Annotated in this window: 22 protein-coding genes, 1 tRNA gene and 3 pseudogenes; 15 read left to right on the forward strand and 11 right to left on the reverse strand. The window is 67.7% G+C overall.

Annotation, left to right across the window (positions count from 1 at the left end; genetic code table 11):
• Positions 1-4: 4 nt before the first annotated feature.
• The 3 genes from GOALK_RS15230 to GOALK_RS15240 all read right to left on the reverse strand — a co-directional run bounded on the left by GOALK_RS15230 (position 5) and on the right by GOALK_RS15240 (position 5,749).
• A complete protein-coding gene (locus GOALK_RS15230; RefSeq protein ID WP_006359725.1) occupies positions 5-2,176 on the reverse strand; it encodes a glutamine synthetase III family protein in 2,172 nt (723 codons plus the stop codon).
• 191 nt (positions 2,177-2,367) lie between these two features.
• Positions 2,368-4,359 (reverse strand): gamma-glutamyltransferase family protein, encoded by a 1,992-nt coding sequence (locus tag GOALK_RS15235; protein WP_035754834.1) that lies wholly within the window; start codon positions 4,357-4,359, stop codon positions 2,368-2,370.
• Positions 4,360-4,375: 16 nt separating this feature from the next.
• Positions 4,376-5,749 (reverse strand): MFS transporter, encoded by a 1,374-nt coding sequence (locus GOALK_RS15240; protein WP_035754832.1) that lies wholly within the window; start codon positions 5,747-5,749, stop codon positions 4,376-4,378.
• Between the two features lie 139 nt (positions 5,750-5,888).
• Between GOALK_RS15240 and GOALK_RS15245 the strand changes: the two genes are divergently transcribed.
• The gene (locus GOALK_RS15245; protein ID WP_035754830.1) at positions 5,889-6,329 is read left to right on the forward strand and encodes an SRPBCC family protein; all 441 of its coding nucleotides are present in this window, start codon (positions 5,889-5,891) and stop codon (positions 6,327-6,329) included.
• 7 nt (positions 6,330-6,336) lie between these two features.
• Here the strand turns inward: GOALK_RS15245 and GOALK_RS15250 are convergent, their stop codons facing one another.
• Together GOALK_RS15250 and GOALK_RS15255 are read right to left on the reverse strand one after the other, a co-directional pair.
• A complete protein-coding gene (locus GOALK_RS15250) occupies positions 6,337-7,983 on the reverse strand; it encodes an MFS transporter (RefSeq protein ID WP_006359729.1) in 1,647 nt (548 codons plus the stop codon).
• Positions 7,984-8,038: 55 nt separating this feature from the next.
• Positions 8,039-8,731, reverse strand: a complete 693-nt coding sequence (locus GOALK_RS15255) for a TetR/AcrR family transcriptional regulator (RefSeq protein ID WP_006359730.1) — start codon at positions 8,729-8,731, stop codon at positions 8,039-8,041.
• A gap of 150 nt (positions 8,732-8,881) precedes the next feature.
• Between GOALK_RS15255 and GOALK_RS23555 the strand changes: the two are divergent.
• Positions 8,882-10,093, forward strand: a pseudogene (locus tag GOALK_RS23555) (oxygenase MpaB family protein); the annotation flags it as partial.
• A 93-nt stretch (positions 10,094-10,186) separates the two neighbouring features.
• On the opposite strand, the gene GOALK_RS15265 reads toward GOALK_RS23555, so the two are convergent.
• Positions 10,187-11,479, reverse strand: coding sequence for an acyltransferase (locus GOALK_RS15265; RefSeq protein ID WP_006359732.1), 1,293 nt, complete (start codon positions 11,477-11,479; stop codon positions 10,187-10,189).
• Positions 11,480-11,732: 253 nt separating this feature from the next.
• Here GOALK_RS15265 and GOALK_RS15270 point away from each other — a divergent pair.
• Positions 11,733-11,808 (forward strand) — tRNA-Arg (locus tag GOALK_RS15270).
• 44 nt (positions 11,809-11,852) lie between these two features.
• On the opposite strand, the gene GOALK_RS15275 is transcribed toward GOALK_RS15270, so the two are convergent.
• The gene (locus tag GOALK_RS15275) at positions 11,853-12,815 is read right to left on the reverse strand and encodes a GlxA family transcriptional regulator (RefSeq protein WP_006359733.1); all 963 of its coding nucleotides are present in this window, start codon (positions 12,813-12,815) and stop codon (positions 11,853-11,855) included.
• An 82-nt stretch (positions 12,816-12,897) separates the two neighbouring features.
• On the opposite strand from GOALK_RS15275, the gene GOALK_RS15280 reads away from it, so the two are divergent.
• From GOALK_RS15280 to GOALK_RS15295, 4 genes are all read left to right on the forward strand, one after another.
• On the forward strand, positions 12,898-13,113 hold the full coding sequence (locus GOALK_RS15280; RefSeq protein ID WP_006359734.1) for a hypothetical protein: 216 nt from the start codon (positions 12,898-12,900) through the stop codon (positions 13,111-13,113).
• A 26-nt stretch (positions 13,114-13,139) separates the two neighbouring features.
• Complete coding sequence (locus GOALK_RS15285) at positions 13,140-13,949, forward strand: SDR family oxidoreductase (protein ID WP_006359735.1); 810 nt, start codon at positions 13,140-13,142, stop codon at positions 13,947-13,949.
• Positions 13,950-13,951: 2 nt separating this feature from the next.
• Positions 13,952-14,719 (forward strand): precorrin-6A synthase (deacetylating), encoded by a 768-nt coding sequence (gene cobF / locus GOALK_RS15290; protein ID WP_006359736.1) that lies wholly within the window; start codon positions 13,952-13,954, stop codon positions 14,717-14,719.
• 146 nt (positions 14,720-14,865) lie between these two features.
• Positions 14,866-16,476 carry a DUF222 domain-containing protein gene (locus GOALK_RS15295; RefSeq protein ID WP_006359737.1) on the forward strand — a complete coding sequence of 537 codons (1,611 nt, stop codon included), beginning with the start codon at positions 14,866-14,868 and terminating at the stop codon, positions 16,474-16,476.
• A 6-nt stretch (positions 16,477-16,482) separates the two neighbouring features.
• On the opposite strand, the gene GOALK_RS15300 is transcribed toward GOALK_RS15295, so the two are convergent.
• The gene (locus tag GOALK_RS15300) at positions 16,483-17,232 is read right to left on the reverse strand and encodes an ABC transporter permease (RefSeq protein ID WP_006359738.1); all 750 of its coding nucleotides are present in this window, start codon (positions 17,230-17,232) and stop codon (positions 16,483-16,485) included.
• Positions 17,233-17,242: 10 nt separating this feature from the next.
• Complete coding sequence (locus GOALK_RS15305) at positions 17,243-17,983, reverse strand: 3'(2'),5'-bisphosphate nucleotidase CysQ (RefSeq protein ID WP_006359739.1); 741 nt, start codon at positions 17,981-17,983, stop codon at positions 17,243-17,245.
• Between the two features lie 25 nt (positions 17,984-18,008).
• Between GOALK_RS15305 and GOALK_RS15310 the strand changes: the two genes are divergently transcribed.
• Together GOALK_RS15310 and GOALK_RS15315 are read left to right on the forward strand one after the other, a co-directional pair.
• The gene (locus tag GOALK_RS15310; RefSeq protein WP_006359740.1) at positions 18,009-18,914 is read left to right on the forward strand and encodes an Fpg/Nei family DNA glycosylase; all 906 of its coding nucleotides are present in this window, start codon (positions 18,009-18,011) and stop codon (positions 18,912-18,914) included.
• Between the two features lie 3 nt (positions 18,915-18,917).
• The gene (locus GOALK_RS15315; protein ID WP_006359741.1) at positions 18,918-19,586 is read left to right on the forward strand and encodes a response regulator transcription factor; all 669 of its coding nucleotides are present in this window, start codon (positions 18,918-18,920) and stop codon (positions 19,584-19,586) included.
• Here GOALK_RS15315 and GOALK_RS24285 read toward each other — a convergent pair.
• Positions 19,571-20,449 (reverse strand): HAMP domain-containing sensor histidine kinase, encoded by an 879-nt coding sequence (locus GOALK_RS24285; RefSeq protein ID WP_306302402.1) that lies wholly within the window; start codon positions 20,447-20,449, stop codon positions 19,571-19,573. The two genes, GOALK_RS15315 and GOALK_RS24285, sit on opposite strands and share 16 nt — an antisense overlap.
• 158 nt (positions 20,450-20,607) lie before the next feature.
• On the opposite strand from GOALK_RS24285, the gene GOALK_RS24290 reads away from it, so the two are divergent.
• The 6 genes and pseudogenes from GOALK_RS24290 (at position 20,608) to GOALK_RS15340 (ending at position 25,797) form a co-directional block, all read left to right on the forward strand.
• Positions 20,608-20,778, forward strand: a complete 171-nt coding sequence (locus tag GOALK_RS24290; RefSeq protein ID WP_006359743.1) for a hypothetical protein — start codon at positions 20,608-20,610, stop codon at positions 20,776-20,778.
• Between the two features lie 396 nt (positions 20,779-21,174).
• Positions 21,175-22,779, forward strand: a pseudogene (locus GOALK_RS15325) (thiamine pyrophosphate-binding protein); the annotation flags it as partial.
• Positions 22,780-22,808: 29 nt separating this feature from the next.
• Positions 22,809-22,964 (forward strand): annotated as a pseudogene (locus GOALK_RS24295) (SRPBCC family protein); the annotation flags it as partial.
• Positions 22,961-23,986, forward strand: coding sequence for a 3-oxoacyl-ACP synthase III family protein (locus GOALK_RS15330; RefSeq protein ID WP_081474352.1), 1,026 nt, complete (start codon positions 22,961-22,963; stop codon positions 23,984-23,986). The pseudogene GOALK_RS24295 and the gene GOALK_RS15330, both read left to right, overlap by 4 nt.
• Complete coding sequence (locus GOALK_RS15335; protein ID WP_006359746.1) at positions 23,983-25,017, forward strand: pyridoxal phosphate-dependent aminotransferase; 1,035 nt, start codon at positions 23,983-23,985, stop codon at positions 25,015-25,017. The genes GOALK_RS15330 and GOALK_RS15335 overlap by 4 nt, the downstream gene beginning before the upstream one ends.
• A gap of 30 nt (positions 25,018-25,047) precedes the next feature.
• A complete protein-coding gene (locus GOALK_RS15340; protein WP_006359747.1) occupies positions 25,048-25,797 on the forward strand; it encodes an SDR family oxidoreductase in 750 nt (249 codons plus the stop codon).
• On the opposite strand, the gene GOALK_RS15345 is transcribed toward GOALK_RS15340, so the two are convergent.
• A complete protein-coding gene (locus GOALK_RS15345) occupies positions 25,778-26,458 on the reverse strand; it encodes an ABC transporter ATP-binding protein (protein WP_006359748.1) in 681 nt (226 codons plus the stop codon). The genes GOALK_RS15340 and GOALK_RS15345 overlap by 20 nt on opposite strands.
• Positions 26,459-26,466: the final 8 nt, after the last annotated feature.

Genomic DNA, 26,466 nt, shown 5'->3' on the forward strand with positions numbered 1-26,466 from the left:
GATGTCAGAGGATCGTGAGCATCTCGTTGTAGGTGGGCAGCGGCCAGAGGTCGTCGGCGACGATGCTCTCGAGCGTGTCCGCGACCTCGCGCACCGCGGCCATCGCCGGGATCAGCGTCTCGAGTGCGTACTTCGACTCCTCGTAGGTGCTCTCGCCGTGCATACCCGCGATGCCCTCGTCGAGGGTGACCACGGCGGCGTGCAGTGTGCCGATCAGTTCGGTGATCTCGGTGAGAAGCGGTGTGGGAGATTCGATCCCGGCCATCTTCAGTGACGCGGCGGTGCCGGCGAGCTCGCCCTGGTAGCGGATCGCGGCCGGCATGATCATCGTCTTCGCGATCTCCGCGGTCTCCTTGGCCTCGACGAGGATGGTGAGCCCGTAGTACTCGAAGATGACGTCCTCGCGGGCCTCGAGTTCACGGGCCGACAGCACCCCGTACTTCTCGAAGATCTCGACGACCTCGGGTGCGGTGTACTCGGTGACGGCGTCGACGGTGGTGCGGAGGTTCTTGAGACCGCGCGCGGCGGCCTCTTCCTGCCACTCGTCGGAGTAGCCGTTGCCGTTGAAGATCACGGCACCGTGGGCGTTGACGATCTCCTGCAGCACCTTCTGCACGGCGTCGTTGAGGTCGGCGCCGTCGGCGAGCAATTTCTCCAGTTCGGAGGAGATGTAGTCGATGGAGTCGGCCAGGATGGTGTTGATCGCGACCATCGGGTCGGAGATCGATTGGTTGGAACCCGGTGCGCGATACTCGAATCGGTTGCCGGTGAACGCGAACGGGCTGGTGCGGTTGCGGTCGCCCGGGTCGGCCTTCAGCGGCGGTAGGGTGTCGACGCCGAGCTCGAGGACGCCGGCCGTCTTGGAACCGGTGGCGCCACCCTTGGCGATCTGCTCGAAGACGTCCATCAGCTGCTCGCCGAGGAAGATCGAGATGATCGCCGGCGGAGCCTCGTTCGCACCCAGACGATGATCGTTCGACGCCGACGCGACGGCGGCGCGCAGCAGGCCGCCGTAGGAGTGGACGGCGCGGATGATCGCACCGCAGAAGGTGAGGAACTGCATGTTCTCGTGCGGGGTGTCGCCGGGGTTGAGCAGGTTGCCCTGGTTGGCATTTCCGAGTGAGAAGTTGACGTGCTTGCCCGAGCCGTTGACGCCGGAGAACGGCTTCTCGTGCAGCAGGCACTTCATGCCGTACTTCTCCGCGACCGCCTTCATCGTGGTCATCATCAGCTGCTGGTGATCATGGGCCAGCACCGAGCGCTCGAAGACCGGTGCGATCTCGAACTGGCCGGGGGCGACTTCGTTGTGGCGGGTCTTGGCCGGGATGCCCTGCTTGAACAGCTCGCGGTCGAGTTCGATCATGAACGACAGCACGCGTTCGGGGATGGCGCCGAAGTAGTGGTCGTCGAACTCCTGACCCTTCGACGGCGGGGCGCCGAACAGGGTGCGGTTGGAGGTCATCAGGTCGGGGCGCGCGTAGAAGAAGTGCTCGTCGATCAGGAAGTACTCCTGCTCCGCGCCGGCGTAGGAGACGACGGTGTCGACGTTCTCGTGGCCGAAGAGCTTCAGCAGACGCATTGCCTGCTTGCTCATGGCCTGCTGGCTGCGCAGGAGCGGGGTCTTCTTGTCCAGTGCCTCACCGGTCCACGAGATGAAGATCGTGGGGATGCACAGGGTGTTGCCGTTCGGGTTCTCCAGGATGTACGCCGGGCTCGTGACGTCCCAGCCGGTGTAACCGCGGGCCTCGAAGGTGCCGCGCAGACCGCCGTTGGGGAAGCTCGACGCGTCGGGCTCACCCTGCAGCAGCGTCTTGCCGGCGAACTCGGCGAGCGACGCACCGCTCGAATCGGGTTCGAGGAACGAGTCGTGCTTCTCCGCCGTGAATCCGGTGAGCGGGTAGAAGACGTGCGCGTAGTGGGTGGCGCCCTTCTCGATGGCCCAGTCCTTCATCGCGACCGCGACGTAGTCGGCGAGGGTCGGGTCCATCGGGCAACCGGTGTCGATCGTTGCCGCAACCGCCTTGAAGACATGCTTCGGCAGGCGCTTCTTCATGACCGACAAGCTGAACACGTTGCGTCCGAAGGTGTCTGCCAACGGCTCGGTGAATCCGGGTGCCGACACCTCGTAGGTCGTCACGGCCTCGATGGCCTGACGGCGGGACATGCTGCCACTCATGGTTACTCCTGGTGTTTATCGTCGACCACCGGCAGGTCGGCACGACGACGTCGCTAGGTTGTCGCTGGTTGCGAGCGACTCGACGCTATGAGCTGGGTGTATGCGCCCCGTTGCCCCCGTGTGACGCTGAGGAAAACTAGTGTCCCGGCAGGTGTCTCGGCACAATTCGTCCGTTCGGACTACTCAGCAGGTCACTGCAGCGTGGCGTCGTCGCCCATCACGGCACCTTCACGACGCGGGTCGGCGCCGCCGATCCACCCGGAGTCGTGGCGCATGATCGCGCTGAGACCGCTGGACTGTTCGTCGACGGACACCTCTTCGCCCCGTTCGCGGAGGCCCCGCACCAGCGGATCGTGCGCGCCGTCGTCGGCGGTGTCGACCAGTGGGTGTTCGCCACCGACGTTCGACGTCGGGGTGTTGGCCGAGCCGAAGTCGATCATCGACACCGCCTGCTGCGGGTTCAGGCCCCAGTCCAGCATTCCGACAAGGGTTTTCACGACGAACTGGATGATGACCGATCCGCCCGGCGAACCCAGCGCGGCGATCACCTGTGCCGGCGCGCCGTCGGTGCCCGGTTGCATCACCAGGGTCGGCGCCATCGACGACCGCGGACGCTTACCGGGGGACACCCGGTTGGCGAGCAGGGCGCCGTCGTCGTCGCGCGGTTCGGCCGCGAAGTCGGTGAGCTGGTTGTTGAGCAGGAAGCCGTCGACCATGTGGTAGCTGCCGAACGCCGATTCGATGGTCGTCGTCATCGATGCGACGTTGCCGTAGCGGTCGGCGACGGTGATGTGGCTGGTGCCGTGTTCGTTGCCGGGATGCGAACCGAGCGGGACCGGACCGAGGTCCCCGGCCGGTGCCTCACCCAGGGAGGAATCGGGTTTGATCAACCCGGCGCGCGCCTGCAGATATGCGGGATCGAGGATGGTCTCGACGCCGCGTCCCGGCAGCGGCACGAAATCCGGGTCGGCGACGTACTTGTCACGGTCGGCATAGGCGAGTCGCTCGGCCTCGGTGATCAGGTGCACCGCTGCGGGATCCGGCCGGCCACCGTCCCGGCTCGCCTCGGCGTCGCCGTCTGACTCGGTGGGTCGCATCGACGGCAGGTCGAAGTTCTCCAGGATGCCCAGCGTGGAGGCGACGGCGATGCCGCCCGACGATGGTCCGGGCATCGCCACGATCTGGCGGCCGCGGTATCCCGTCACGATGGGATCGCGGGTGACCGCCCGGTAGTTGCGGAGGTCGTCGACGGTCATGAGGCTGGGCGTCAGACCGCCCGCGGTGCTGCCCGCCTCGGCGACGATCGCCTGCGCGAGCGGGCCGTCGTACATCGCGTCGGCGCCGTCGGTGGCGAGTACACCAAGGGTTTTCGCGTAGGCGGGGTTGACCAGGTCGGTGCCCGCGGGCTTCGCCGTGCCCTCGTCGGTCAGGAAGTAGGTGCGGGCTTCCTGGTCGGCCTTCAGGTCAGGCGCGGAGGCGGCGATCGCCCCGGCCAGCCGCGGGCTGATCTCGAAACCGCTGTCCGCCAGAGTGATCGCCGGGGTGAACAGGTCACGCCAGGTCTGCTTGCCGTACTCGCCGTGGACCATGTCGAGCATCCGCAGCACGCCGGGGACGCCGATCGATCGTCCCGAGGCGCGGGCACTCGGCACGGGTGGTGCGGGGTCGGTGGGGGAGATCTGCGTCAGGTAGGTCTCGGTGGCAGCCGCGGGGGCCGTCTCGCGGCCGTCGAAGGCGCGCACCGAGTTCGACGCCGCATCGTAGTAGAGGGCGAAGGCGCCGCCGCCGATACCCGACGACTGCGGTTCTACGAGACCGAGCACCATCTGCGCGGTCACCAGGGCATCGGCCGCAGTCCCACCGTCGCGCAACACCTCGCACGCCGCGCGGGTGGCCAGCGGATTGGCCGTCGCCGCGGCGTAGGTCCCGGTGACGACCGGTTTCATCCCGCTCCGGTAGCCCGAAGCGATCTCGGGTCGGGTCGCGATGTCGGTGGGGGCGGCCGAGACCTCCTGCGCGTCGATCAGTTCGCCGTTCGGGATCTCCGCGCAGGTGACCGGCGCGGCGGAAGGCTCGTCGGTGTCGGTTCCGCACGAGGCGACGACCAGTGCTGCGGCGACCGCGGCCACCGTCAGCCGGAGGCCCCGGGATCCGGGATGAGGACTTCCCCGACGGCGTCTCATGGACCTCAGCGTACGGTCACCGGGCAGACCGGACCGACCGAACGGCGATGCCCACCCCGATCACCGCGAGACAGGCGAAACCGAACGTCAGCAGTCGTGCCGATCCGACTGCATCGGCGCCGAAGCTGACGAGCAGACCGGCGGCTGCCGACCCGACGGTGTTGGCGACCATCTGCACGGAGTTGATACCGGCCGACGCCCGAGCGGCCTCGGCCTGATCGGTGGTGATGCCCATGGCGGCGGTCGCGATGTGCGGGAAGGCCATGCCGATGCCCATGCCGGCGACGACGAGGCAGGCGTACCAACCGGCGATCGCGATCGGTGCGGTCGAGGACTGGAGGAGGCCGTAACCGGCCATGCCTGCGGCGAGGAACGCCGGCCCCGCGATGCGGGCCGCCGACGCCGAACGGCCGCGGGCCCACGTGCTGCTGGCGATCTGCGCGACCGTCCACCCGGTCGACAGCGCGGCCGGCAGAAGGCCCGCGGCGAATGGGGACAGGCCGCCGACCTGCTGGCCGAACAGAGGGAGGAAGGCCTCGGCGGTCGACCCGGCCGCCAACACCGCGATCGAGAGATAGATCCACTTGAGCGGATTGCCCACCGAATAGGTGAGGCGGGGGAGCAGGCCGGTGTCGCCATGTCGGTCCACGGCGACGAACCCGGCGAGGGCGAGCAGCGCGACGGCGCCGAGAACCACGACCGCCGTCGTCGAACCGGAGACCGCGGCCACCGAGACGGCCCCGGCCGCGACGGTCACCGCGGCGAGCGACGCCCACGGCAACGGGTGCCGTTCGTCGGAGCCGCGACCTCGCGGGAGCACCTGCCCGGCCACCGCGGCGATGGCAAGCGTGACCACGGTGAGGAACCAGAAGGAACCGCGCCACAGTCCGACCTCGGCGAACATACCGCCGATCGCGGGCCCCACGATGTTCCCGACACCCCACATCGCCGAGATCAGAGCCACGGCCCGGCCCCAGATGCGCTGCGGCAGTGCGATCTGCACGACCGCGAACGCCAGGCCCGTGAGCAGTCCGCCACCGAGTCCCTGGATCAGCCTGCCGGCCAACAGGATCGGCATGGTCGGGGTGAGCGCGCAGACCAGCGAACCCGCGGCGAACGCGGAGAAGCCGATCAGGTAGGCGCCCCGTGCGCCGAACTGCGCCAGCGCGCGTGTGACCAACATCGACGCCACGACGGAGGCGATCAGGAAGACCGTGACGACCCAGGCGTAGAACTGTTCGCCGCCGATGTCGGCGACGGTGCTGGGCAACGAGGCCGAGGTGAGGAAGGTGTTGATGGCGAAGACGAGGATGCCGCCGGCGAAGACCGACACCGCGGCGCGGTGTTCACGGGCGAGGAGTTCGGACCATCCGCCCGTTGACGTCGACACCGTCTGAAAGAATATCCGACCCGACGACGGCGGTCAAATCGGTCGGCCGTGTCCCGCACCCGGAGGCGGTGCCGACCGGATAGTGTCGATCGGGAACAGCACGGCCACACCGGCCGGGCACGCGAGAACGGGGTAGAGCGTGGGAGTGGTACGTCATCAGGCCGTGGTCGATGCACCTCGGGACAAGGTCTTCCAGTACGTCGGCGGGTACCAGAACGTTCCCGAGTACCTGATGGGGGTGACCCGCTTCGAGCCGAGGACCGAACAGACCCAGGGCCTGGGCTCCGTCTTCGAGCTGTCGATCGACGTCGGTCCCAAGAAGCTCAAGTCGGTTGTGGAATGCACCCGGTACGTCGTCGACGAACTGATCGAGCTCAAGGCGATCGAGGGTTTCCAGGCCGACACCACCTGGCGGTTCCTCGACGCCGACACGGGCACCGAGCTGCAGGTGGAGTTCAGCTACACCCTGCCGGGCGGTATCGCGGGTCGAGTGCTCGGTGGCATCGTCGGGCCGTTCGCCGCCCAGGCCATCAAGCACACGGAGTCCACCATCGTGAAGAACGTGGCTGCCCGGGGCTGAGCACGCCTCAGGTTCCGGTGACCCCGTCGGCCGCGTCGTCGTCGTCGTGCGTGACGACGCGGTTCGGCAGGTTCTTCGAGAAGAGCAGAGCCAGCACGAGCAGGACGAACACGATGAACAGGGCCTGCTGGATTGCGGCGACCTGCGCGTCGGCATAGGCGTCGGACACGGCCTGGGCGCCGGACTCCAAGCCGCCGGAGTCCAAGCCGCCGGAGTCCAGGACCAGGGTGCGTGCCTGATCCGCCGAGATGATCGGTACCCCGGCGTCGTCGACGGTCGAGGTGATCTGCTGTTGCTCTGTGGCGGACAGTGATTCGGTGTTGCCGACGGCGGAGAGGAAACCCGACGACAGCAGGAGGATGAACACCGAACCCGCCACCGCCGTCCCGAACGACGAGCCGAGGTTCTGGAAGGTGCCCTGCAGCCCGCCGACCTCGGAGGTGTCCTTCTCCTCGACCGCGGACATGTTGACGTTGCCGAGCTGGGAGGCGAGAAGGCCGAAACCCGCTCCGACGACGAACATCCCGATGGCGAAGGCCACACTCCGCAGGTCGACCCCGACCGCGGCGATCACGAAGAGGACGCCGAGGGCCATGATGATCTGTCCGCCGCGGGCGATGAAGCGGGCGGAGCGTCGTGCGGTGAGCCACGATCCGAGAACCGAGAACAAGACCAGGCCCACCGAGAGCGGCAGGATCTTGACCCCGGTCTGCAGCGCATCGCGCCCCAGCATCGTCTGCAGGTAGACCGGCACCACGAAGAACAGGGCGGCGATCGCGAAGTACTGGGCGAGGAATCCGCCGAGGCCGCTGCGCAACGCGGGGATCCGCAGCAGTTCGACGCGGAGCAGTGGCTGCCGGCCGGTACGGGCAAGCGTGCGTTGACGATCGACGAACAACCAGAGCACGACGACACCGATCAGCAACAGGTAGGCGACCGGCGAGACGCCCAGCGGGGCGATCTCGGTGCCGCCGACCTCCGGCGGGTGCTGCGGCTTCAGCCACCCCCAGGTCTTCGACTGCAGCACTCCGTAGACGATGAGGGCCAGGCCGCCGGAGGATGCGAGGACGCTGAGCGGGTCGATCCGTACGTCGCGGTCGCGTTCGACGTCGTGGATCAACGCCGCCGCGAACAGGACGACGACCATGACCACCGTCTCGGCGACGAAGACGTAACGCCACGAGGCGTAGGTGGTCATCAGGCCGCCGAGCAACGGGCCGACGGCGGCGGCGAGTCCGGTCACCGCGCCGAGGACCGAGAACGCGGTGACCCGTGCCTTTCCGGTGTAGTTGATGGCGGCCAGGGAGGCGATCGCGGGGATCACGAGCACTGCGCCGAGTCCCTCGACCAGGGACCAGCCCAGCATCAGGACGGTCAGGTTGGGGCTCAAAGCGGTCGTGAGGGAACCGATCCCGTAGATGACGGCACCGATCTTGAAGGCCCGCGCGCGACCCATGAGGTCGCCGAGTTTGCCGCCGGTCAACATGAACGCCGCCATCGTCAGAGCGTAGAACGTGATCGCGGCCTGCATGCCGGTGATCGAAGTGTCGAGATCGGCTGCCACGACCGAGATCGACACGTTCATGACGGTGCTGTCGAGCACCATCACGAATTGGGAGACCGCGAGGATGACGATGACCGACCACGAACGCATCGCGGAACTCCCCTCAGCTGGAAAGTGATCCGACGATTGTCCCAGCCGGGAGCCGTCAGCGTGGCGGATCGAGCATCGGGACGAGGAATCGTCTCGCGATGTCGGCCAGCTGGGCGTCGTCGGTGATGTCGACGACGCGACTCGGCACGGTGAGGAACGACGCCGAGATGCGCACCATCATCTCGGCCACGATCTCGACATCGAGGTCCTCGGAGATGTTGCCGGCCAACTGTTCTCGCCGTAGCTGGGCGGCCACGAACTGTTGCACCACGGACAGCAGGAGGCCGTCGTCGCCGATCATCGATTCGATGAGCATGCTCGATTCGGAGTCGGCCATTCCGCTGATCAGGGGGTTGCTCGCGACGGCCCGCAATGATCCGACAAATCCGACGACCACGCGCTCGGCGACCGTCTGCGCGGCCGGGATGTCGGTGCGGAACTGGTCGAAGTAGCGCCGGAACTCGCGCAGCACCACCTCGTCCACCAAGGCGTCCTTGGTGGCGAACTTCCGGTAGAGGGTCACCCGCGTCACGCCCGCGTTCTTGGCGACCTTCTCCATCGGGGTCCGCTGGATGCCGAGTCGGCAGAAAAGGTCGAAGGCGGCGTCGAGGAGGCGTTCGGCGGTCGGATCGGATTCGGTGTCGGTGGGGTTCACCGACCCGAGGAACGCGCGGTGGATGACCGAACTCGACGACGAGCCGGCCGGCATCATGCCCGGATTCGGGATGTCTGCTGCGGACAACTGCATCGGCGATTCCCTTCCTGTGGCGATCGATCTGCCCGGATCAATGATCGCAAATCCGAGAATGTCGGTGTGTCCTGAGTCACTCGATGCTATCAAGGATACAAGGTTACGAGAATTGTCACATTGATACATCGGACTAGATGGGACGGGGTCATGGAAGATCTGAACAGACGCAGGCTACTCAAGGCCGGAGGAGTGGTCGGGGCAGCCGGCGCGGTGGCCGCGGTGGCTCCGGCGACACCGTGGACGTGGTCGCCCGCGAACTCGCTGCCGGGCCGCGGCGCGGGCACCGACCCGCGCACACTCTGGGACGACGAGGCCGACCCGGTGATCGCCAAGGTCATCGACAGCGGTCAGGCGCCGAAGGTCAACAAGCTGCTGCGGACCTGGCACAAGAACGCGCAGCCGCTGCCGGCCGGGCTGCCGCCGGAGCTGCGCGACTTCATGGAGCACGCACGGCAGCTCCCATCGTGGACCGACCAGTCCAAGCTGGCCGACGCGGTGAAGTTCAACGAGAAGCGCGGCACGTATCTCGGCGTCATCTACGGCTTCGCGAGCGGCATGATGAGCACCCTCATCCCCAAGGAGGCGCGTGCGGTCTACTACTCCAAGGGCGGATGGGATCTGAAGGACCGCATCTCCAAGACCGCCAAACTCGGCTACGACATCGGCTCGCTCAACGCCTACCAGCCCGGCGGCGAGATGGTCGTGACCTGCCTGAAGACCCGGATGGCGCATGCCGGCGTCCGACATCTCCTTCCGCAGTCGCCGCACTGGGTGCACTCTGCGTCGGAGGACGTGCCGATCAGCCAGGCCGACATCATGGTGACCTGGCACAGCCTGCCGACCACCGTGATGCGCAACTTCCGCAAATGGCAGGTGCCGATCGCCGCCGACGAATCGGCAGGATTCCTGCACTCGTGGCAGATCACCGCACACATGCTGGGCGTCAAGGACGAATACATCCCGGCGTCGTGGAATGCGGCCGAATCCCAGGCGAAGCAGGTGCTCGACCCGATCCAGCACCCCACGCCGGAGGGCCGCAAGCTCGCGGACATGTTGCTCGACCTCGGCATGAATCTGGACCTGACCCTGCTCTCGCGCGGAGTGCTCGGGGCATTGACCCGGTTCATGCTCGGCGACAAGGCCGCCGACGGGCTGAACATCCCGCGCGAACCCGTGTGGACGCCGCTGCTGGAGACCGCCTGGACGCCGTATGTCCTGGTCCGTGAAGGCCTGTTGAACGTCGGCATGCCGCGCGAGGCGTACTGGATGATCGACGAATTCCTCCGCCAGTTCGTACTCTTCTACATGTCGGAACTGCGGATGCCGATCAACATCGAGATCCCGGTGTTCAACAACCCAAGTACAAGTAGCCCGTGCAGAAGTGGTCCGACGCCCCGAACGGGTCGACCTCGACCCCCACCGGCGGTCAACCCCTCTCAGCCGCCGACGAGGCTACGAGGTTTCGGCTCCGACCGCTCGGTCCTGTTTCTTCTCGCGCCGTTTCGGCAGCAGGGGGATGCGGGGCCGGGCGGTCAGCCATTTGCTGAACGGGAGACGCAGCAGCAGGTCGACGACGATCAGCGAACTGCTGAGAACGACCGCGATGAGGATCAGCGACCGCAGGATCGCGGAGTGCGGGAACCACTCGAACAGTCCGCTGAGGAAGCCGACGCGCCCGAGGACGTCGAGGATGAGCGGGTGCACGGCGAACACGCCGAACGCGCGCAGTGTCGCCTGCGAGACGAACTTCGCCGCGGCCGGTCGTCCCGCTGCGCGCCGATCGTCCCAGACGAGACCGATCAGCCACAGCAGGGCGAACCCGCCCACGAGCCACGGCAGCGACACCGGATTCCAGGCGGTGTTCGCCTTCCACGGGACATTGCCCGGCGAGGTCGCCAGCAGGTAACCGGCGACGGTGAAGGCCGCACATCCCGCGGCGACGAGCACCACCGTGGCCATGTGTTCACGCAGCCACTTGTCCACGGCCTGCTGGTGCTGCGCCGCGAGCACACCCATGGCGACGAACAGCGCGTACATCGGCAGCGTCTTCCAGAGGTGGTGATAGGCGACGTCCCAGGCGGCGCCCGACGGCCGCGGCAGGTACTGGTAGATGACGAACATCGTGATCTGGATGAGCGCGCCACCGGACAGCAGGAGCCACGGCCGGTTGCGGCCGCGGTCGAAGATCCATGAGATGAGCGGGAAGAACAGATAGATCTGCATCGAGATCAGCAGGAAGTACAGCTGGTACTTGCCCTCGCCGACGAACAGGTCGTGCACGAGCCCGGAGAGCCACTCGCCGGCGGGCGGGAAAGGGTTGTCCCGGATGATCACGTGATCGGTGACCGCGTAGATGAGCGTCCAGGCGAGATAGGGGCCGACGACCAGGCCGAAGCGACGACGCCAGAACTGCACCGGCGACATCTCGCGCCCCTGCATGCTCAGCACGAGGACGTAGAGCGTCACTGCGACGAACCCGTAACGGGTGAGGTGGCACAGGGTGCCGACCAGATTGGCGCCGCGGACCTCGTCGGGTCCGCCGTTGATCGCGTTCACACTGTGCGCGACCACCACGAAGGTGAACAAGAACACGCGCACGAAGTCGGCGGTGTGAGCGCGAGAGCGCGATTTCCCGAACGGGGTGGCAGCCGGGGTCGTCGTCGCCGGCGCGACGCCGGTCGTGTCCGACTCCGCAGACGTGCCGGTCTCGCTGTCGGCGGTGCGCGCCGAGCCCGCTGCGTGCACCAACGCAAAGACCTCCCCGGTTGACCAAACTGTTACCCGACCGAAGTGTACGGGCCGAATCTGGCAGGAACCCCAATGCCGGGGTGGATCCAGTGGCGACAATCACAGCCCGAATTGCCCGGTTCGTGCCTCCTGTCGACTATAGCGACGATCGGAAGCGGGTGCCGGATGGAGATGGTGCGGTCGGCGTCGAGCGCTGACGTAGACTGCCGTGTGGTCGTCACGCGGTGCCGCGCGCCGGCCTGGTTACTGCGCCTTCGTAGCTCAGGGGATAGAGCAACCCTCTCCTAAAGGGTAGGTCGTAGGTTCGAATCCTACCGAGGGCACCACTTGCCATTTCCTGGCTCGAACCTGCGCTCTGCGCGGGTTAGAGCTATGAGGTCGCGGCGGATTTCGTGAAGCGACGCCGATATACCAGCGGCGAGACCCCCACGGATGCCGCGAAGTGGTGACGGAGCAGGGTCGCCGAGGTGAATCCGACCAGCCGCGCGACCTCCTCGACCGGCGCATCCGTCGATTCCAGCAGGTTCTTGGCGGCCAGTACGCGCTGTTCGGTGAGCCATCGTCGCGGTGACACCCCGACCTCGTCGACGAACCGCCGCGCGAACGTCCGGCCGGACATGTGCATCCGTTCCGCCATGTCGTCGACGTTGATGTCACGGTCGAGGTGTTCGAGCAGCCAACTGAGCAGTGCGCCGAAACCTTCGTCGGAGCAGGCGGGCATCGGTGCATCGACGAACTGTCGCTGTCCGCCGTCGCGGTGCGGTGAGACGACCATGCGACGGGCGATCCGGTTCGCGACGCCAGGACCCCACGCCTCGCGGACCAGGTGCAGCGACGCGTCGATCCCGGCTGCGGTGCCGGCGCTGGTGGTGATGGGGCCGTCGTCGACGAAGAGGACGTCGGTGTCGACCTTCGCCTTCGGGAACTGTCGTGCCAGCTCCTTGCCGAAGCGCCAGTGCGTCGTGCAGCGTCGGCCGTCGAGCAGGCCCGCGGCGCCGGCGACGAAGGCGCCCGAACACACCGTCAGCACGCGGCCGCCGTTGTCGACCACCGCGCGCACGGTGTCGAGGATCTCCGCGGGGTAGTCGCCGTCGACCATTCCGCCGGGGATGGCGACGAGGTCGACGTCGCGGCACTCGTCGACAGAGTGCGAGACCTGGATCGACACGCCGTTCCCGACGGGCAGCGGCACCGACGGGTCGGGGGAGGCGACACGGAAGTCGAAGCCGGGGACGCCGTCGTCGGTGCGGTCGAGGCCGAACACCTCGTGGACGACGCCGAACTCGAACATCGCGACGTTGCCGTGGAGGAGAACCCCGACCGTTTTCAGCATGAAGCCAGTATGGCAGAAGATTTGCGGACATTGACGTTTGTGCCACTGTTGGCGGTAATCAGTCGGACAGAGAATTACTGCCATGGCAATCACCCTCATCGTTCTCGCCGCCGTGGTCGTTCCGGCCGTCGCGGCGCTCGTGTTCTTCACCCGCCGTACGCCTGCCGGAAGTCGTGCGCCGCTCCAGCGTTTCATCGACTGGTGGACCCGCGATCCGAGGCGTCCCTACGGGCCCGACACCGACCGGGTCGCGGCCGAACTGAGCATCCTCACGCGCCGCTACGACCGTCTCGTCTGACGAGGGGCTGCGATACCGTAGCGGGCGTGAGCTCCCAGACCGTTCTCGTCACCGGTGCGACCAGTGGCATCGGCGCCGAAGTCGCCCGACAGTTCGTCGCCCGCGGCCTTCGGGTCTACGGCACCACCCGGAACCCGGACGCCGTGCGCAACCCGATGCCCGGCGTCACCTACGTCCGCCTCGACAACGCCGATTACGACTCCGCCACCGCCTGCGCCGACCTCGTCGGTCCGGTCGACATCCTGGTCAACAACGCCGGCGAATCGCAGGCGGGCGCACTCGAGGACACCTCGATGCAGGCCATCGAAGAGCTGTTCCGTGTCAACGTGTTCGGGCCGGTCGCCCTCACCAAGGCGGTCCTCCCCGGGATGCGTGAGCGGCGACGGGGCACGGTCGTCATGGTCGGGTCGATGCTGTCGAGCTTCCCGGTCGCGTTCCGGTCCAACTACGCGGCGACCAAGTCGGCGCTGAAGGCCTTCGCGCTGGCTGCGCGTCGTGAGGTGGCGCCGTACGGGATTCGGATGATCTCGGTCGAACCGGGCACCATCGCGACCGGTATCGGCGACCGCCGGTCCATCCACATCGGTGAGAACTCGCCGTATCGCGCCGAGTACGAGACCCTCGCCGCGGCCACCCGCCGCAACGAGGACGCCGGGATAAGTGCGGAGGACATGGCCACCCAGATCGTCGACGCCGCGCTCGCCGAACATCCGAAACCGTTCTACGCCAGAGGTAATCAGGCCGGCGTAGTGTTCTTCCTGCGTCGGCTCGCGCCCCGCCAGCTGATCCTGGACATGACCGCACGCAAACACGGACTGCCCAAGGTGAAGATCTGACCGTGCGAATCACGCTGCGGGTCATCGGGATCGGTCCCGGCGGCCCACGCCAGGTCACGCTGCAGGCCATCGACGCGATGTCCGACGTCGATGCGTTCCTCGCCCTCGAAAAGGGAACGGCGAAGAGCGGACTTCTCGACGCGCGCCGGGTGATCCTCGACGCCCATGCGCGCGAGGGCTATTCGCTCGTCGAGATCCCCGACCCACCGCGCGACCGCGCGCCCGCCGACTACGACGCAGAGGTCCGACGCTGGCACGCCGCACGCGCGGACCTGATCGCAACCGCACTGCGCGACGAGGTCGGCGACGGCGGCGTCGCGGCCTTCCTCGTGTGGGGTGATCCCGCCCTCTACGACAGCACGCTGCGCATCGTCGACGATCTCTCCGCACGCGACGACCTCGAACCCACGGTCGAGGTGATCCCCGGTGTGACAAGCGCCAGCGCGCTCACCGCCGCGCACGGCATCGTCGCCAACCGCGTCGGGGAACCGATCCACATCACCACCGGTCGTCGCCTCGCCGACACCCCCGCCGGTGCCGACGCCAACCAGATCGTCATGCTCGACGCCGATCTCGCCTTCCGCCACACCGCCGACCCCGACGACCACATCTGGTGGGGCGCATACGTCGGCACCGACGACGAGATCCTCATCAGCGGACGGGTGGGCGACGTGACCGGGCAGATCGTCGAAGCCCGAGCCGACGCCCGCGAACGCATCGGGTGGATCATGGACATCTACCTGTTGCGCAAGGCTTCCCGCCCCGCATGATCGCAGCTCGGTGTAACCGTCTGCTGCGCAAATTCTTACATTCGTCCGGCTGTGGATGACGATCCGATCTTGTCGGTGGGTTGATCTACATTGGTTGGTAACAGATTCAGCCATCCAGGTTGGGCTGTAGACGTTGTGGGGGCAGCGTGAGCAAGTGGACCGATCTTCCGGGCGGGTTTCTCGCCGGGGTCGATGCTGCCCACCCCGAATTGTCTGACACCGCAACCCATATGGAACGGTTCGGTTCGATCCGCCATGGTGAGGCGTATCTGGCGTGGTGCCGGTATGAGTCGATCGTCACCGTCTACGACCAGCTCGTGGTCAACACTCAGGGCGGGTTCTTCATCGACCGCTACACCGAGATGGTGACCCGGGTCTGCCGTGAAGCCGCCATTACGCGCTACCAGGCTGATCAGTGGGTGGGTGAAGCGCTCGCCCTGCGGGACCGGTTACCGAAAGTGCTGACCACCCTGCGCGACGGCATCCTGTCGCGCCAGTTGATCCAGACGGTCATCTCCCGCACCGACCTCATTTCCGACGCCGCGGCCATCGCGGACCTCGATACCGAGATCGAACGCATCGTGCGGACTCGCAAGGGCGCGTGGACCACACCGAAGCTGCGTGACATGGTCGATCGCCTGGTGTTCCGTCACGATCCTGACGCGGTGCGGGAGCGGCGTCGTGAAGCGTTGGACAAGCGCGGTATGTGGACCGAGAACTTCACCGACGGTACCGGTGAGATCACCGGCGTGATGGCCGCCGAAAACATCCGTATCGCCGCGAAAGCGGTGAAAGCCCTCGCCGACACCGTGTGTGCCCAGGATGGTCGGAATCGTAATCAGCGCAACTCCGATGCGATGTTCGCGCTGTTGACCGGCACCGTCTTCGACTGCCAATGCCGACGGGACGAGTGTGCTGCCGAGATTCCCGACCCGGCGAAGGTGGTCCGGTCGGTGAGCACCGAGGCGGTCATCCACGTCGTCACCGACGCCGCCACTCTGGCCGGGGCGCCAGGGATCGGTTGGGTCGACGGTCACGGCATCGTCTCCGACGAGCACGTCCGTGACCTCGCCGAGCGGCCCGACGCCACCATCACACCCGTCACCCCGGTCCGCACCGCACCGACGCGCGTTGTCGCAGAGCGGCCGACGACAAAGACTTCCGACGGTCCGGATAGCCCCGTCGAGCCGAGATCGGCCGATGCCCCGCCGGCAGGCATGGTGATCGTCTATCCCGGTGCACAATCCGCCGATCCGTATCGACCCACCGCTGCGTGCTCCGACTTCGTGCGTGTTCGTGACGGCTACTGCACCGAACCCGGTTGCGGATGTTCGGCTTTCGACTCCGATCTCGACCATGTCACCGAATACGACCGCACCAACCCCACCCAGGGTGGGTCGACGTCGAGTGAGAATCTGAACGCGAAGTGCCGGTTCGGGCACCTGCACAAGACGTTCGGTGATTGGGTCGATGTTCAGTATCGCGACGACGAGGGTCGCCTGGTCACCGAATACCGCACTCCGGAGGGGTTCGTCATCCCCGGCGACGCCGAAAACCTCGAAGACTCGTTCCCCAACCTGCGGCGCATTCGCTACGAGCAACCACCCCAGGCCCCACCCACACCACGGGTGATCGCGGGCGACGACACCCCGCCCACACCCAATCGGCTCGCACAGAAACACGCGCGCCGGCGGGCCGAACGTGCCCGCAACAAGGCTCAGCGCCTCGCCGACCAGGCCGACCCGCCGCCATTCTGACGGGCATCACAGATCTTCGCGCGCCACCAATTCCACGGTGACGAGCATGGCGATCGAACTGACGGCGAGTAGTGCGATGAGCACAAACAACTGCATGGCCGCGGCCGCCCACACCGACGCGCCGCCGAGGACCATGCCCACGAAGGCACCGGGGATGGTGACCAGTCCGACCGCCCGGGTCTGATCGAGTCCGGGGATGAGTGCGCTCGCCGACGCGGCGGCGCAGATCTCGAGGCGGGCATCGCGGGGGAGCAGGCCCAGCGACAACGCGGCCTCGACCTCACCGTGACGCGTTGCCAGCTCGTCGACAGCGCGTCGACCCGCGAGTGACGTCGTGACCATGGCTCCGCCGAGCAGGATCCCGGCGGTCGGGATGATCGCGATGCCCCTTGCAGGCAGGACGCCCACGAGGGTCAAGACGATGACTATTGCGATGGTCGGTGCTGCCACGGGCACCAGGCATCGTGCGATGACGACGAGACCGGCGTTCTCCCGCCGCACCCGTCGCGCCGACGTCCACGCGGCCGCCACGGCCATGACGACGACGAACAGGGCCGACGCCCACAGATGCGGAACGACCACCGCGAGCACGCCCGCAAGGGCGGCGAGTTGGACGACGGCACGCAGGGTCGCCACCGAAGTGTCGATCGCCAAACCGCTTCGACGGTTCACCAGCACCGCGACGACGGCGAGCACGACGATCGCGACCGCCAGAACCGGGCCGATCCGGACGACGGCGTCGCCGATTCCGTTCACACCGGCAAGTTCACCAGATCTGCTGCAGGGCTGCGAGCATGTCGTCGCGGATCTCGCTGCGGCAGATCACGAAATCGGGCATGTAGGGGTGGCGGTTGTTGTAAACGATCTCCGAACCGTCCAGGCGACTGCAGTGCAGGCCCGCCGCCAGGGCGACCCCGACCGGCGCGGCGTTGTCCCACTCGTACTGGCCTCCGGCGTGGACGTAGGCGTCGGCGTCGCCACGGACGACGGCCATCGCCTTGGCGCCCGCCGACCCGACCGGAACCATCTGCAGGCCGAGTCGGTTGGACACATAGCTCGTCTCGTACGAGCCGCCCCACCGCGAGGTCACCATGCGGCGGGTCAGTTCGCCGCCGGGTTTCTCGACGGTGTCGGCGCGGAACAGTTCACCGGTCGCGGGTAGCGACACCGCAGCCTCGGTGACGGTCCCGTTCTCCGTCAACGCCACGTGCACAGCCCAGTCCGCACTGCCCGCGGCGAATTCCCTTGTGCCGTCGAGCGGGTCGATGATCCACACGCGCCGGGCCGTCGCGCGGTCGCCGACATCGGCCGCTTCTTCGGACAGAACAGCGTCGCGCGGACGGTGTTTGCGCAGGACGGTGGAGATCCAGGCCTGGGCGAGTGCGTCGCCGACATCGCCGAGCATGCTGCCGGTCATCAGATCGCCATGACGAATCCCGAGGAGTATCTCCCCGGCTCCCTGGGCGATCCGGGCGGCCAGCTCGGCGTCGGAAAGTCGGGAAGTCATCCCTTTACTAGAGCACACTGGTGGCATGCCCGAGCTCCCTGAGGTGGCCGCCATCGCCGACTATGTCGACGGTCGCGCGGCCGGACTCCCGATCCGGCGAGTCGACGTCGCGTCCTTGTCCGTGCTCAAGACGGCCGACCCGCCGTACACCGCGCTCACCGGCCGGATCGTCGAATCGGTCGGCCGGGTGGGCAAATACCTGGTCATCCGGACCATCCCCGGCCAGAACCAGGACAATCCGCCGGCGACCGCATCCGAACCCGAGCTGTCGCTGGTCATCCACCTGTCGAGGGCCGGCTGGGTGCGGTGGAGCGAGGACCTCTCACCCAAGCCGCTACGCCCGGGCGGCAAGTCGCCGATCGCGCTGCGGGTGCACTGCGGGCTACCTGGCGAGGGCTTCGACGTCACCGAGGCCGGAACCCAGAAGCGGCTGGCGGTGTGGCTCGTCCGCGACCTCGCCGAGATCGACCGCGTCGCCGGGCTCGGCCCCGACGCCCTGGAACTGACCGAGGAACATTTCGCCGAGATCCTCGCCGGTACCACCGGACGTGTGAAGAACGTGCTCACCGACCAGCACACCATCGCCGGGATCGGCAACGCCTACTCCGACGAGATCCTGCACACCGCGCGACTGTCGCCGTTCGCATCGTCGAAGACCCTGAAACCCGATCAGGTGAGCGCCCTGTACGACGCGATGCGCGCCGTGCTCACCGACGCCACGGGGCGTCTCGAAGGGCAGACCGTCGCCCGGTTGAAGTCGGAGAAACGCACCGGACTCCGCGTGCACGCGCGCACCGGACTGCCGTGTCCGGTCTGCGGCGACACCGTCCGCGAGGTGTCCTTCGCCGACCGGTCCTTCCAGTACTGCCCAACCTGCCAGACCGGTGGCAAGGTCCTCGCCGACCGCCGGATGTCGCGGCTTCTGAAATGAGCGATGGTGCACGCGCTCGTCGTCGACGATGACATCAGGGCAGCGGAGACCGTCCGCCGGATGCTCGTCAGTGACGGGTGGGCGGTCACGGTGGCCTTCGACGGTCCGGATGGGCTGTGGCGGGCCACCGAGGGCAGCTACGACGTGATCGTGCTCGACATCATGATGCCCGGGATGAACGGGTACCGCGTGCTGCAGAGCCTTCGGGAACGCGAGATCTGGACGCCGGTCATGATGCTGAGCGCGAAGGACGGCGAGTACGACCAGGCGGAGGCACTCGACTGCGGCGCCGACGATTACCTGGTCAAACCGTTCTCGGTTGTCGTCCTCAAGGCGCGACTGCGTGCGCTGGTGCGTCGCGGTGCGCCGGAGCGTCCCGTGACCCTGTGCGCCGGTGACCTCTCCCTCGACCCGGCAGAACATCTCGTCCGGCGCGGGGACACCCCGATTCCCCTGACCCCACGGGAGTACGCGGTGCTCGAGTGCCTCATCCGGCACGCCGGCACCGTCGTCTCGAAAGCCGACATCCTGCACTCGGTCTGGGACGAGAACTACGAGGGCGACCCCAACATCATCGAGGTGTACATCGCTTACCTGCGCAAGCGGATCGACCAGCCGTTCGGCGTGCGCAGCATCAGGACCGTCCGCGGGGTGGGCTACCGCATCGGCTGACGTGGCGGCATCGCGAGCGCCGTGCTGACCGCGCCGTCGGGGAGGCGACGCGCCGTCGGCAACGAGATGACGAAGGTGACGCCGTGTGCGAACCCGGCGGGCGGGTCCTGCACGGACACCGAACCGCCATGCGCGCGGACGATCTCGCGGACGATCGACAACCCGAGTCCGGAGCCGCTGCGGTTGCGGCGGTCGCCGTCGAGCCGCGTGAAGCGGTCGAAGATGACGTCGCGACGATCCCGGGGGATCCCCGGTCCGTCGTCGGTCACCGCGATCGATGCGACGCCGGTCCTCGGGTCGAAGGACATGTCGAACCGGACCGTCGACGCCGCATAGCGGACGGCGTTCTCGGCGAGATTCCGGATGGCGCGGGACAGCTTCTCCGGATCGCCGGCCAACCGGATCGGGATGATCGTCGCCGCGACCGCGGCCAGACCCAGCGACCGCAGGCGACGTGCCTCGGAGGCGACTATGTCGTCGAGGTCGACGTCCCGGATGTGCAGCGGCACACCGTATTCGTCGGAGCGGGCGAGCAGCAGCAGGTCGTCGACCATGTTCTGGAGCCGACGGGCCTCGGGGAGCAGGAGTGTGCGGAGGGTCCGTACATCGATCGGGGAGTCGGTGTCGTCGGCGAGGTCGAGCAGGCCGACCACCGTGGTAAGCGGACTGCGCATCTCGTGGGAGGCGTCGCCGACGAATCGCAGCTGCGCGGCCCGGCTCTGTTCGAGACGTTCGAGCATCGAGTTCATGGTGGTGGCCAGCCGAGTCACCTCGTCGTCGGTGGACGGGACCGGCACGCGGCGGGACATATCGGACGCGGTGATCGCGGTGACCTGCTCGGTGATCCGCCCGACCGGCCGCAGCGCGACCCGCGAAGAACCAGATGGCCACCGCGGACAGCAGCACCAGGACGGGGAGTTCGACGGCGAGCACGAGTGCGGTGTTGATCAGGCTCTGCCGGTACGCGTCCGCCGAGACCGCCACGACCACCGTGTAGACGGCCCCGTCGTGGGAGGTGGCGGTGACAGTCGCGCAGAACTCGACCTCGCTGCCGGGCACCAACCGGCCCTGGACCTGCGTCGACGCCCAGATCGCCGGACGCTCGGACGTCACCGGATCGCCGGCCGCCCCGGGGGAGGACGCCACCACCCGACCGTTTCCGTCGATCACCTGCACGATGTCGGCCCCGTAGCCCATCCCCAACGATTCCGGGGAGATCGCCGAGATACCGCCGTCGCGGATCTCGGCCGCGATCTCGTACGCCCGGTAGCCGGTCTCGTCGTACATGGTCCTGCTGTCGGCGCGATTCAGCATGAACAACATCACCGCGCCGCCGATCAGAAGGGCAATGGTGACGAGGAACGTCCCGACGATCGTGGATCGGATGCGGACGCCCTGGCTGCGTCGAAGAAGAGCGGGGCGTGGAAGACCGGACATCGCAACTCCTCGCCGGTGCGTACAGCGACAGCCATCCGGCGACAGCACCTGCTGATCACTCAGCGTAGGTCGCCACGGGGTCGTCGGAGAAGTGTTCGGTCGGTGTACTACTTCAGCGGTTCTTCAGGTTCGGGGTCGCAGAGTTGTCGGCATGACCTTGACCGCAGATCGCAAGCACCGCGGAGGCCCCGCCGGCACCGGGCGCACAGCTGCTCCGACCGTGGCCGAATACATTGTGGAACAACTCATCTCATCGTCGATGGGCATCGCGTTCGGGGTCCACGGAGCCAACATCGAAGACCTGTACGACGCCGCGACGCGGGCGCCGGGGATGACAGCGATCGTCGCCAAACACGAGTTCGCCGCCGGTGCGATGGCGGACGGGACGGCCCGGATTTCCGGTACGCCCGGAATCGTGATGACCACGTCTGGTGGCGGGGCCATGAACGTCGTCCCCGCCCTTGCCGAGGCCTACGACACTCGTGTGCCGGTTCTGGCACTCACCGGGACCGCGCCGACGTCGCTGGTCGGTAGTGGAGCGTTCCAGGACATGCTCGCGCCGCCCGACACCGTCGACATCGCGGGTGTTCTCTCGGCCATCACGGGTTCGTGTTCGGTCGTCGGTCACGCCGACGAGGTGCCCGCCGCGCTGGCGACGGCGTTCGCCACGCTCCGCCGAGGACTGCCGGCTGCCGTCCTGCTGCCCAAGGACATCCAGTCCGCGCCGGCCCCCGAACTGCGGCAGCTGCACACGGGGGAGTGGGCGCAGCACGGTGCCGAGGTGACGGGACCGTCCTTGTCCGCCCTGGCCGACGAACTGAGTGCGCTCGCGGAATCCGATGCGCGGCTGGTCCTCTGGGTGGAGGCCTCCCGTGCGGGCGTCGGTCCGCAGGTCGAGGCTCTCGCCTCCGCACTCGGAGCGGTCGTCGTCGCGGCCCCGGGCGGCCGCGACCTCCTCCGGGACGGCGACGGCGTCGCGGGCGTCACCGGGGTGATGGGACACCCATCGGCGCACCGTGCCGTCGCCGACGCGGACCTCTGCCTCGTCCTCGGGTGCCGGATGACGATGACCGATCGCGCCGACCTCGACGAACCGTTGAGACGCGTCCGACTCGTCCACCTGGGGTCCGAACGGCCGCGCGTGCCCGGCGACGTCGACCATGTGCGGTGCACCGACCTCGCGGCCGCGATCTCGCAGCTCACCGGTGAGATTCGACGCCCTCGCGGCCACGACCGTCCGCGCGAGGCGGTCGCGGTGACCCATCTGCCGGTGCCGCCCGGCGGATCGGGCCTGGGCATGCGCACCGCGATCGGGGAGATCGGGCGAATGTTGCCGCCGGACACCCCGGTTTTCGCCGACGCCGGCAACGCAGGAGCCGCCGCCATCCATCACCTCCCGTTCGGTCACGGCCGGTTCGTGGTGGCACTGGGCATGGGCGGTATGGGATACGCGATCGCGGCGGGTGTCGGCAATGCCATCCGCGAGGCGGTGGACTCCACGCTGGCCGAGGGACAGCCGACACGCACCGTCGTGATCGCCGGTGACGGCGCCTTCTTCATGCACGGCATGGAAATCCACACGGCCGTCGAACACGACGCCCCCGTCACCCTCGTGCTGCTCAACAACAACGCGCACGCGATGTGCATCACCCGGGAACGCCTCTTCTTCCCGGATACGCCCAGCGTCAACAGGTTTCGTCCCAGTGACCTGGCCGGTGGTTTGGCCGCCATGTTCGACGGCCTCCTCGTCGCCCGTGCCTCCGATCCCGCGTCCGTACGCACCTCCCGGAGACCGCCCCGCCCGAACGCCCGGTGTGGGTGGGCGACTTCTGGGACACCTTCGCCCCCGGCCACCAGATCGAACTCGACAACCTCACCGCCATCGCCGAATACCGCCACCGCAACGGCCTCCCGCTCACCCCAGAATGGATGCGATCATGACACCGAACCCGGTCAGCCTCGTCGACCTCGCCACCTACCTACCTGAAAAGATTGTTCCCGCAGCGTATTACGCGCAGTACGCCGAAGACGACACCCTTGCGGACAACGTGATGTTCCGCGCCCCGGCCTTCCGTCATCACGCGGCGGAGGGGGAGACGTCGGCGGACATGATGATCTCGGCGACGCGCGAACTGTTCGAGCGGCACGGCGACGACTTCCTCGACGACGTCGACGTGGTCCTGACGCACAGCCAGTTGCCCGAGGTGCCGGTGCGCGGCTGCGGCGGAGAACTCGCCCATCGGCTCGGCATCCGGCCGTCGACGGTGCTGGACGTGCACAACGGAGGGTGTGCCGCGTTCATCTTCATGATCCAGATCGCCGGAGCCCTGCTCCGCGCCGGAGGAGGCCACAAGGCGTTGCTGGGACTGGCGCGGAACAGCGCGGGCCAGGTCTTCACCCAGGAGCAGGTCCGCGGCAAGGCGCAGGCCGCCATCCCGGGAGACGGTGCGGCCGTGGCCGTTCTGACCGTCGACGACGTCGCCGCCAGCCCGATCCTGGGCCTTCGCTGCCACTCGTTCGGGCAGTACTCCGGCGACATGACCGGCGTCTCCGATCCGCCGCGCAAGTACTGGGAGGCAGGGTCGGGCCAGATGCACATCGGGTTCACCGACTCCAAGATCGCGAAGGTGCTCGCGCGCGGGAACCGCATGGTTCCCGAGGTCGCCATCGAGGTCGCCGACGAAATCGGCATCTCGCCGGCGGACCTCGACTGGTTCGTGACCAACCAGCCCAGCCGGATCTTCCTGCGGAACTGGCGCGAGGCGCTCGAGCTTCCGGACAGCCATCACCCGGACACCTTCGACGAGTGCGGCAACCTGTTCGCCGTCGCCATCCCGGTCACGCTCGACGCGGCCATCTCCGACGGACGTATCGGCGAGGGCGACGTCGTGATGATGGCGGCCTTCGCCCACGCCGGCGATTTCTCCGGGGCGGCCGCGATGAGATGGGCAGGCCGGCCATGAGCCCGCCCCTGGCCGGCGGGGTGTCCTGGCCGAGCCTCCGCCTGGATCTGAACGAGTCGCCCTACCCGCCGCTGCCGTCGGTCGCAGCAGCGCTCCAGCACGAGATCCCCGAGTCCCACCGGTATCCCGATTTCCTGCCGGACCGCACGCGCGGGCAGATCGCCTGCCATCTCGGGGTCGTACCGGAACGCGTCACGGTCGGCCCCGGTGCGACCGGAGTTGCGCTGGCGGTGTTGCAGTATGCGGTGCGACGGGCCGTGGACGCGGGCGTCGGGACACCCGCGCTGCTCACCTCCACCCCGACCTTCGACGGCTATCCGATCCTCGCGCGGGTGGTCGGGATGCGCTTCGGCGCGGTGGATCTCGACGACGACGGCTCGGTCGACCTCAACCGCCTGTTCGGGGCGATCACGCCCGATACGGCGGTCGTGGTGCTCTGTTCGCCGCACAACCCGACCGGTGCCGTGGTGAACGGGGGCGACCTCAACCGGTTCCTCGCAGCGGTGCCGCCACACGTGATGACGATCGTCGACGAGGCGTACGTGGAGTTCAGCGAGACCGCATCCGATCTCCACCGGCTGATCCGGAACCCCGGCGTCGTCGTGCTGCGGACGTTCTCCAAGGCGTACGGTCTGGCGGCGCTCCGCGTCGGATACGGCATCGGCACCACCGAGCAGATCACCGAAGTGCGCGGCCACGAGGTGCCGTTCGCGGTGGGTCGCGCGGCGATGGCGGCGGTCCCGGTCGCGCTCGACGCGGAACTCGAGCTCGCACAACGCGTCCGCTCCATGAGGGGGGAGCGGGACCGGTTGACCGACATGCTGGCGCAGATGGGCGTCCGCGTCGTGCCCAGCCACGCCAACTTCGTCTTCCTCCCCGGCGCGGAGGGCGTGGCCGTCGGACGGATGCTCCGGGGGATCGGGGTCGCGGTGAAGGAGTGCGGCGCGGCCGGAACGCGGATCACGGTGGGCGACCGTTCCGGCACCGATCGGGTCATCAGCGCACTACGGCTGACGTCGCGGTCCGCGTAGCCCGGGGCCGATGCCGGTAGGTTCGGGTCCATGACCTCGACGACACGGCAGAAGATCCTCATCACCGGTGCGAGTTCCGGACTCGGCGAGGGCATGGCCCGCCGATTCGCCGCCCAGGGGCGTTCGCTGGCGCTCGCCGCGCGGCGCCTCGACAACCTCGAGGCGCTGGCCACCGAACTGCGCCAGTCCGCGGATCGGGTCGCGATCGCGCAGCTCGACGTCACCGACCTCGACGCGGTACCCGTCACCTTCCGCGCGCTGGCCGACGAACTCGGGGGTCTCGACCGCGTCGTCGTCAATGCCGGCCTCGGCAAGGGCGCACCGATCGGCACCGGGAAGGCAGCCGCCAACATCGAGACCGTGCAGACCAACCTCGTCGGCGCGCTCGCGCAGGCCGAGGCCGCCCTCGAGATCTTCCGCGAGCAGAACAGCGGCCACCTCGTGCTCGTCAGCTCCATCTCGGGTGTTCGCGGCATGCCCAAGGCCCAGGCGGCGTACTCGGCTTCGAAGGCCGGTCTCACCGCGCTCGGGCAGGGGTTGCAGGCCGAGTTCGCGAACTCGCCCATCTCGGTGTCGATCGTGGCGCCCGGTTACATCGAGACCGACATCAACCGGGGCGTGAAGACCTCGCTGATGGTCGACACCGACAAGGGCGTCGACGCCATGGTCGCCGCGATCGAGGCCGAGAAGGCCTGGGCGCCGGTGCCTGCCTGGCCGTGGACGCCGATCGCGGCGGCCCTCAAATACCTGCCGGGGTCGATCAGTCGTCGGATGATCTGAGCACTGCGCCGTTGTGGATGCCGTAGGCGTTGTCGACAAGCCTGAGCTGACTCAGGTCGTGGGTGACCATCACGGTCGCTATGTCCCGGTCGCGACTCAGATCCGCGAGCAGAGCGACGATCTCTCGGCTGCGGTCCTCATCGAGAGCCGAGGTCGGTTCGTCGACAAGTAGTACCGAGGGGTTGTTCATCAGCCCGCGGGCGATTGATACCCGCTGCCGCTGGCCACCTGACAGCTGGTGGGGACGTCGATCCAGTTGTCGTTCGAGACCGAGGGAACACAACAGGTCCGTGGCGCGGATGCGGCTGTCGCGGACCGATCCGCCGGCGAGGTGGGTCATCATCTGTAGCTGTTCGACTGCGGTCAGAGACGGCAGGAGATTCGACTGCTGGAACACGAAACCGAGCTTCTCGCGCCGCATGGTGGTGCGGTCGCCACGGCCCAGTCCCGACATGTCGGTGCCGTCGATGATGACGCGACCCTCATCGGGGGTGATCAGCAGCCCGGCGACGGCGAGCAGACTCGACTTGCCGGACCCAGAGGGTCCGGTTACGGCGACGAATTCGCCGCGCGCCACGTCGAAATCCACGTCGTCGAGGGCGCGTAATCGCTCGTCGCCGTCGGGGTAGGTGAGGACGATGCGTTTCAGGGAGATGCTCATGTTCGAGG

Origin of the sequence: Gordonia alkanivorans NBRC 16433 (genome assembly GCF_000225505.1) — a bacterium.
In the GTDB taxonomy this organism is placed as follows: domain Bacteria; phylum Actinomycetota; class Actinomycetes; order Mycobacteriales; family Mycobacteriaceae; genus Gordonia; species Gordonia alkanivorans.